The organism is Streptomyces ossamyceticus, assembly GCF_001418475.1.
In the GTDB taxonomy this organism is placed as follows: domain Bacteria; phylum Actinomycetota; class Actinomycetes; order Streptomycetales; family Streptomycetaceae; genus Streptomyces; species Streptomyces ossamyceticus.
In genome coordinates, this window is the sequence record NZ_LIQX01000743.1 from 1 (window position 1) to 1,765 (window position 1,765).

3 protein-coding genes are annotated in these 1,765 nt (G+C 69.6%); 1 reads left to right on the forward strand and 2 read right to left on the reverse strand.

Features of this window, described 5'->3' with window-relative positions:
- Both AOK15_RS41530 and AOK15_RS37890 read right to left on the reverse strand, forming a co-directional pair.
- Positions 1-176: DUF397 domain-containing protein (locus AOK15_RS41530; RefSeq protein WP_063799107.1), on the reverse strand; the 176-nt coding region annotated here is incomplete at its 3' end.
- Positions 173-1,024 carry a helix-turn-helix domain-containing protein gene (locus tag AOK15_RS37890; RefSeq protein WP_055523328.1) on the reverse strand — a complete coding sequence of 284 codons (852 nt, stop codon included), beginning with the start codon at positions 1,022-1,024 and terminating at the stop codon, positions 173-175. The genes AOK15_RS37890 and AOK15_RS41530, both read right to left, overlap by 4 nt.
- A gap of 158 nt (positions 1,025-1,182) precedes the next feature.
- Here AOK15_RS37890 and AOK15_RS37895 point away from each other — a divergent pair, with 158 nt between their 5' ends.
- A complete protein-coding gene (locus AOK15_RS37895) occupies positions 1,183-1,683 on the forward strand; it encodes an ATP-binding protein (protein ID WP_055523330.1) in 501 nt (166 codons plus the stop codon).
- Positions 1,684-1,765 lie beyond the last annotated feature (82 nt).

Sequence of the window (1,765 nt, forward strand, 5' to 3'; positions counted from 1 at the left end):
GGGTTCTTGGAGTCGCGGATGTGGATGGTGTGGGGGGTGGTGGCTATCTCTACGCAGTCGCCATCGCCGCTGCTGCTGTAGCTCGACTTGTGCCAGGTGAGGGCGACCTCTACGCAGTCGTCGCCGTCCGCGCTGCTGTAGCTGCTTTTGAACCAGGACAGTTCGCTGGTGCTCATAAGTCCCCTCGCATCCGCTGCAACAGGCTCACCGAGTCCGGGATGGTGAGTGCCTGTGAACGCATCCTGGCATAACGGCTTTGCAGGATGCTGATCTCCTTCGCGTCGACGACCAGCATCCCGCCACGCTGGCCTTCGCAGTAGGCGAACCAGCGGTTCTCGGGGGTCTCAAGCAACCGGATGGGGCCAGCCAGCCCGGCATGTGACTCGCGGAGGAGTGGCATGACCTGGATCTCTACGTTCCGCTGTTCGGCGATCTTCAGCACGTGGTCGAGGAGTTCACGTGTGACGTCGCCTCCTCCCGTCTGCCGCAGAAACAGCTGCTCCTCCAGGATGAAGCTGAACGCCGTGTTGGGCCGCTCCCGCAACAGCCGCTGTCGTTCCGCCCGAGCCGTCCACTGCGCCTCGATCTCGTCGTCGGTCAGGAGCGGCAGCCGATCCTCGAACAGAGCCCTCGCGTACGCCTTCGTCTGCAACAAGCCCGGAATCATGCGGCACTCGTACGTGTAGAGGGTGATCGCAGTCGCCTCCAGCCCCGCCCACTTCCGGAACCACGCTGCCAATCCCGGCTGTCGCCCCAGGTGCTGTGCCGCCGCGAGCAGCGCCCGCGTTCCTCCCAGCGCCCGGTCCACCCCCTCCACGAACGCCGTGTCCGGTAGGCGGCGGCCCTGCTCCACTGACGCCACCATGTGCTTGGAGTAGCCGATGGACTCGGCCAACTGCTCCCGGCCCAGGCCCGCGTGCTCGCGCAGGGCCTGGACCATCGCCCCGAACGTCCGCAGACTGTCGGAGACCTCCGGCTCGCCGCTCCCGCCCAGTACCGCCATGTCGCTGTTGTCGGCCCCCATCGGCCACCTCCCGCGCGCCCGCCCACCAGACCACACCGCTCAACGCGCATCGTCACGTCACGTCACCACTACTGTCCAGTGAGTCACGACGTACGCTGCGTGAGCGTACGCGGTGTTCCGGTGGCCAAACGGCCCCCGCCGCGGCCAGATTGTTGGGCATGACCGCACCACCCTCTGCTCAACCCACCGCCACGGCGCCCTCGTTCACGCGCCGCTTCAGCTCGACCCCGCTCGGCGCCCGGCTCGCGAGGCGCACCACGCTGAGCGCCCTGAACGCCTGGGGCATCCCGTACGGCTCCGACGTCTCCGAGCGCGCGGCCGTCGTCGTCGCGGAACTCGCGGCGAACGCCGTGACGCACGGCCGCGTGCCGGGACGGGACTTCGAACTGAGGCTGTCCCTGCCCACCGGCTCGCTCCGTATCGAGGTCACCGACACGCGGGGTGACGGCCGGCCCCCGGGCCCCGGTGCCGTGCGCGCCGCGGGTCCGCTGGACGAGTCGGGGCGGGGGATGGCGCTCGTCGAGGCGCTGGCCGACCGCTGGGAGGTACGGGAGCGGACGCCGCCCGGCAAGACCGTGCTGGTGGAGATCGACGTGCCGGGGTGGCTGGCGCTGATGCGGCGGCTGGCGGTGGCGAGGCCGCCGAAGAGACGCCGTTAGCGCGCCGCCGTATGCCCGTCAGTGCCGGAGGTTCCGGTCGGGCCGGTTCAGGACGCGGGTGGGGGCCTCGGCCCGAGTGGGT